The organism is Pseudomonas cichorii (genome assembly GCF_003700275.1).
Lineage (GTDB): Bacteria > Pseudomonadota > Gammaproteobacteria > Pseudomonadales > Pseudomonadaceae > Aquipseudomonas > Aquipseudomonas cichorii_B.
Map to the genome: position 1 here is coordinate 1 of NZ_RBRE01000092.1, position 7,093 is coordinate 7,093.

The 7,093-nt window shown below is 56.9% G+C and carries 1 protein-coding gene; it reads left to right on the forward strand.

Translation table 11 applies throughout. From position 1 onward, the window contains the following. Positions 1-7,093, forward strand: a 7,093-nt coding sequence (locus ALQ04_RS24840) for a calcium-binding protein (RefSeq protein WP_310886517.1), incomplete at both ends; no start/stop codon positions are given.

Here is a 7,093-nt window from a genome sequence, read left to right on the forward strand (position 1 = left end):
GAGTTCGCCGCCGACATTCTTCCGAGCGATATTGTTGTCACTCGGTCAGGCAATGACCTGATTCTGTCGCTGAAAAACGCCCCTGACAAAGTGACGGTTTCCAGCTACTTCCAGAATGACGGTGATACGCCATACGCCATAGAACAGATCCGCTTCGCCGACGGGACTCAGTGGAGTATCGAGCAAGTCAAGATCATTGCTGCCTTTAGCAGTACCGATGGCAGTGACGTTCTTACGGGCTACGCATCTGATGATCGTGTCAGTGGTGGCCTGGGTAGCGACACCCTCAGCGGCCTTGCCGGTGACGATGTTCTGAATGGCGACGGTGGTAACGACACCTTATATGGTGGGGTTGGCCAGGACACCCTGAGCGGTGGTGCGGGCGCGGACTATCTGTACGGTGACGACGGCGACGATATTCTTGATGGCGGCTCGGGTAACGATACGCTTGATGGTGGCCGTGGTTCTGACACGTATCGGTTTGCCAAGGGCTACGGTCAGGACATCATCAATAATGGTTCCTACACCGAAACGGCTGCTGACATAGTCGATGTCATTCAACTGGATGGTCTGACCCCGGCTGATCTGAAGTTCTCGCGCTCCAGTGACGATCTTGTCATTCAGATCAAAGCCACAGGCGACACTCTGACCGTACGCTCACATTTCAGCCAGGACGGCACCTCGGCTTATGCCATTGACCAACTGCAGTTTGCCGACGGTTCCACTTGGGACGGCGTGCAGATCAAGACTGCAGTACTTCAAGCTTCCGAAAGTGCTGACACACTGACCGGTTATGCCACGGCAGACAGTCTCTCCGGGCTGGATGGAAATGACACGCTCAATGGCCGTGCAGGCGATGACCTGCTCGACGGCGGAAACGGTGCGGATACCCTGAATGGAGAAGACGGCAACGATACGTTGCTGGGTGGCGCGGGTAATGACTCGCTCAGTGGTGGTGCAGGTAGTGACTTGCTGGATGGCGGTACTGGCAACGACAGCCTTGATGGTGGTTATGGCTCCGATACCTATGTTTTCCGCAAAGGCTCGGGACAGGACACCATTTCCAACGGTGTCTACAACGAAACCACGGTTGGCAAGCAGGATGCGATTCGTCTGGAAGGACTTAACCTGGCTGATGTCAGCCTGCGTCGTGAGTCCAGTGATCTGGTTATCCAGATCAAGGAAACAGGCGATACCCTGCGTGTCTCCTCACACTTCTCTCCTGCCAGTACTTACTACAACTACGCCATCGATCAACTGCAGTTTGCTGACGGCACGGTCTGGGGCGTGGATCAGATCAAGGCGTCGCTGCTGAATGGCAGCGAGTTCAACGACACGCTCACCGGCTACGACGCTGACGATACCCTCAACGGTCTGGCGGGCAATGACACGCTGTACGGTGGGCTGGGCAATGACACGCTTGTGGGCGGAGAAGGTCGCGACACGCTATATGGCGAAGAAGGTGACGACACGTTGCTCGGTGGTGCAGGCAACGACAGCCTGAGTGGTGGCAACGGCAACGATCTGCTCGATGGCGGTGTTGGTAATGACACGCTGGAAGGTGGCAAGGGATCGGACACCTATGTCTTTGGCACAGGGCTTGGTTCCGATGCGATTGATAACACCAGTTACTACGACACAACGGTCAATAAACTCGACGTTGTACGTCTCGATGGCCTGAACAGCGCAGATGTCAGCTTGCGTCGCGAGTCGGATGATCTTGTTGTACAGATTCGCCAGAGCGGCGAGACCCTGCGCATTCGTTCGCATTTCTCTGCTGAATCCAGCGGCTGGAGTTATGCCATCGATCAACTGCAGTTCGCCGATGGCAGTGTATGGGATCGTGCACAGATCATCACAAGCCTGCTTGACGGCACGACAGGCAACGACACCATTACGGGTTATGACACTGCCGATACATTGGCAGGGCTGGCGGGCAATGACACCCTCTATGGCCGCAATGGCAATGATGTGCTCGATGGCGGTGATGGCAGAGACAGCCTCAACGGCGAAGCCGGCGACGATACCCTTCTGGGGGGCGCAGGTAATGACACCCTGAATGGCGGCGAAGGCAACGATATTCTCGACGGTGGTACGGGCAACGACTCGCTTGACGGCGGAAAAGGCTCGGATACCTACGTCTTCCGCAAAGGTTCGGGACAGGACACTGTTTCCAACTATTTCTACAATGACACTACGCCAAACAAGCTCGATGTAGTTCGTCTGGAAGGCTTGAACGCCGATGACGTGAGTATCCGCCGCGAGTCCGACGACCTGGTGATCCAGATCCGTCAGACCGGCGAAACCCTGCGGGTCGGTTCGCACTTCTACAGCGATTCAACCTATGGCTATGCGATCGACCAGTTGCAGTTTGCCGATGGCACTGTCTGGGATCAGGCCAAAATCACTTCGGCGCTCTTGATCGGCACCGAGGGCAGCGACAGCATTACTGGCTATGCGACGGCTGATGAATTGATTGGTCTGGAAGGCGACGACGTACTCAATGGTCGTGCCGGCGACGACCTGCTCAGCGGTGGTGACGGTCGCGATACCCTGTACGGCGAAGAAGGTAATGACACCCTGCTGGGCGGTATCGGCAACGACAGCCTGAGTGGTGGTAACGGCAACGATACTCTGGACGGCGGTGCGGGCAACGATTCGCTTGACGGCGGAAAAGGCTCGGATACCTACATCTTCCGCAAGGGGTCGGGACAGGACACCATTTCCAACTATGCCTACAACGACACTACCGTAGACAAACTGGATGTCGTTCGTCTGGAAGGGCTGAATACCGGTGATGTCAGCATTCGTCGCGAATCTGATGACCTGCTGATCCAGATTCGTCAGACCGGCGAAACCCTGCGGGTCAGTGCACATTTCAATACTGATCAAAGCTATGGCTATGCGATCAACCAGTTGCAGTTCGCCGATGGCACTGTCTGGGACGAGACAAAAATTACGGCTGCCTTGCTGATTGGTACTGAGGGCGATGACAGCGTCACTGGCTATGCAAGCGATGACAACCTCATCGGTCAGGCGGGCAATGACACCCTGAGCGGCCGTGCCGGCGATGACCTGCTCGATGGCGGTGATGGCAAGGACACGCTTTACGGCGAGGACGGCAATGACACGCTGTTGGGTGGCGCCGGTAACGATGCGCTCAGCGGTGGCGCGGGCAACGACCTGCTTGATGGTGGTGCCGGTAACGACACACTGGACGGCGGCAAAGGCTCTGACACTTATGTCTTCGGCAAGGGCTATGGTCGCGACACGATCTCCAACGGCGTTTATAACGACACCACAGTCGACAAACTCGATGTCGTGCGTCTGGAAGGGCTGACCACGGAGGATGTCAGCATTCGTCGCGAGTCCGACGATCTGGTGATTCAGATCCGTCAGACCGGTGAAACCTTGCGGGTAAGTTCGCACTTCACGGCTGACCAAAGCTATGGCTATGCAATCAATCAGTTGCAATTTGCCGATGGCGTTGTCTGGGATCAGGCACAGATCACGGCGGCCTTGTTGATTGGCACAGAGATCGACGACAGCATCACCGGCTATGCCAGCGATGATCGTTTGATCGGTGCCGAAGGCAACGACACCCTCAGTGGTCGTGCGGGCAACGACATACTTGAAGGCGGCGAGGGGCGCGACACCCTGAACGGTGAGGATGGTAACGACACGCTGCTGGGTGGCGCGGGCAACGATACGCTCACCGGTGGCTATGGCAATGACACTCTGGATGGCGGAATCGGTAACGATTCGCTGGATGGTGGCTTCGGCTCCGACACCTATGTGTTCCGTAAGGGCTCTGGCCAGGACACCATCAGTAACTATGCCTACAACGACACCACGGCCAACAAGCTGGACGTGATTCGTCTGGAAGGCTTGAACGCTGCTGATGTAGTGATGCGCCGTGAGTCCGATGACCTGATCATTCAGATCAAGGACAGCGCTGAAACTCTGCGGGTCAGTTCGCATTTCAGCACCAGCGTCCTTTATGGTTATGCCATTGACCAGGTGCAGTTTGCCGATGGCACAGTGCTGAGTAATGAGCAGATCCGTGCGGCTCTGCTGACCGGCACTGAAGTTGATGAAACCGTTATGGGTTACGAATCGGCAGACAGACTGTTCGGCCTGTCGGGCAACGACCTGCTCTATGGTCGCCAGGGTGATGACATCCTGGACGGTGGCGATGGTCGCGACACCCTGAACGGTGAAGATGGCAATGACACACTGTTGGGCGGTGCCGGTAATGACACGCTGAGCGGTGGCTATGGCAACGACATCCTGGACGGCGGCAGCGGTAATGATTCTCTGGACGGCGGCTACGGTTCCGATACCTACGTGTTCCGCAAAGGCTCGGGTCAGGACACCATCAGCAACTATGCCTACAACGACACCACGGCCAACAAGCAGGACGTGATCCGTCTGGAAGGCCTGAATGCTGCCGATGTGGTCATGCGCCGTGAGTCCGATGATCTGATCATCCAGATCAGGGACAGCGGCGAAACCCTGCGGGTCAGCTCGCACTTCAATACCACTCCGCTTTATGGCTATGGCATCGATCAGGTGCAATTTGCCGATGGCTCGGTGTTGAGCAATGAGCAGATCCGTGCGGCACTGCTGAGTGGCACTGACAGTGATGAAAGCATTACAGGTTATGAGACAGCCGACAGTCTGTTCGGCCTGGCTGGCAACGACACTCTGAATGGTCGTGCCGGCGATGACGTCCTCGACGGTGGCGATGGCAAAGACATCCTCAATGGTGAAGATGGCAATGACACACTGTTGGGTGGTGCCGGTAACGACACGCTGAGCGGTGGCTATGGCAACGACATTCTGGACGGCGGCAGCGGCAATGATTTGCTGGACGGCGGTTATGGTTCCGATACCTACGTGTTCCGCAAAGGCTCGGGCCAGGACACCATCAGCAACTATGCCTACAACGACACCACGGTCAACAAGCTGGATGTGATTCGTCTGGAAGGCCTGAACGCTGCCGATGTGCTGATGCGCCGTGAGTCCGATGACCTGATCATCCAGATCAAGGACAGCGGTGAAACTCTGCGGGTCAGCGCGCATTTCAGCACCAGCGTTCTCTATGGCTATGCCATTGACCAGGTGCAGTTTGCCGATGGCTCGGTGTTGAGCAACGAGCAGATCCGTGCGGCCTTGCTGAGCGGAGCTGACAGTGATGAAACCGTTACAGGTTATGAGACGGCCGACAGTCTGTTCGGCCTGGCTGGCAACGACACCCTGAATGGTCGTGCCGGCGATGACGTCCTCGACGGTGGCGATGGCAAAGACATCCTCAATGGTGAGGATGGTAACGACACACTGTTGGGTGGTGCCGGTAACGACACGCTGAGCGGTGGCTATGGCAACGATATTCTGGACGGCGGCAGCGGCAATGATTTGCTGGACGGCGGTTATGGTTCCGATACCTACGTGTTCCGCAAAGGCTCGGGCCAGGACACCATCAGCAACTATGCCTACAACGACACCACGGCCAACAAGCTGGATGTAATCCGTCTGGAAGGGCTGAACGCTGCCGATGTACTGATGCGCCGCGAGTCCGATGACCTGATCATCCAGATCAAGGACAGCGGTGAAACCCTGCGGGTCAGCGCGCACTTCAGCTCCAGCGTTCTGTATGGCTATGCGATTGACCAGGTGCAGTTTGCCGATGGCTCGGTGCTGAGCAACGAGCAGATTCGTGCGGCTCTGCTGACCGGTTCTGACGTTGATGAAACCGTTACAGGTTACGAGTCGGCCGACAGTCTGTTCGGCCTGGCTGGCAACGACACTCTAAATGGTCGTGTCGGCGATGACATCCTCGACGGTGGTGATGGGCGTGACACCCTCAACGGTGAAGATGGCAATGACACACTGCTGGGCGGTGCAGGCAATGACACGCTCAGTGGTGGCTACGGCAACGACATCCTGGACGGCGGCAGCGGCAATGATTCGCTGGACGGCGGTTATGGTTCCGATACCTACGTGTTCCGCAAAGGCTCGGGTCAGGACACCATCAGCAACTATTCCTATAACGACACCACGGCCAACAAGCTGGATGTAATCCGTCTGGAAGGGCTGAATGCTGCCGATGTACTGATGCGTCGCGAGTCCGATGACCTGATCATCCAGATCAAGGACAGTGGAGAAACCCTGCGGGTCGGTTCACATTTCTACAGCAGTGCCATCTATGGCTATGGTATCGATCAGGTGCAGTTTGCCGATGGAGTGGTTTGGAGCAAGGACGATATCAGCGCCAATCTGTTCACACCTGTAGCGGTCAGTGCCTTGACTGTCTCCGGTACGGAAGGAAGTGAAACTATTACCGGTGGCGCCGGTAACGATACGCTCTACGGTAATGGCGGCGCCGATGTGCTCGATGGCGGTGCAGGTAATGACCGTCTCGACGGTGGATACGGTGACGACACGTACCTGTTCGGCAAGGGCTCGGGCCAGGATACCGTCTCGGCTTACGACCCGACTGTGAACAGGGTCGATACCGTCAAACTGGTCGGTCTGAACAGCAGTGATGTGATCATCTCTCGGGAAAGTAGTGACCTGTTGATCAAGGTGATCGGCACCACGGACAGCCTGCGAGTGAGTAGCCATTTTATTTACGATGCGACCTACGGTTACCAGATCAACCAGATCCAGTTCGCCGACGGCAGCGTCTGGGATCAGGATGCGATCAAGGCTCAGGTCCTGCAGGGCAGTGATGCAGACCAGTCGATTACTGGCTATGCCACCGATGACCTGATCGATGCCGGTGCTGGCGACGATACGGTCTATGGCGGTGGTGGTAATGACAGCCTGTCGGGCGGCACCGGAGCCGATACCCTCAATGGCGAGGAGGGCAACGATCTGCTGCAAGGCGGTTCGGGTAATGACACCCTCAACGGTGGCGCGGGCAATGACATCCTTGATGGCGGTGCAGGTAATGACCGTCTCGACGGCGGATACGGTGACGACACTTACCTGTTCGGCAAGGGCTCGGGCCAGGATACCGTCTCGGCTTACGACCCGACTGTGAACAAGGTCGATGTCGTCAGGCTGGTTGGCCTGAACAGCAGTGATG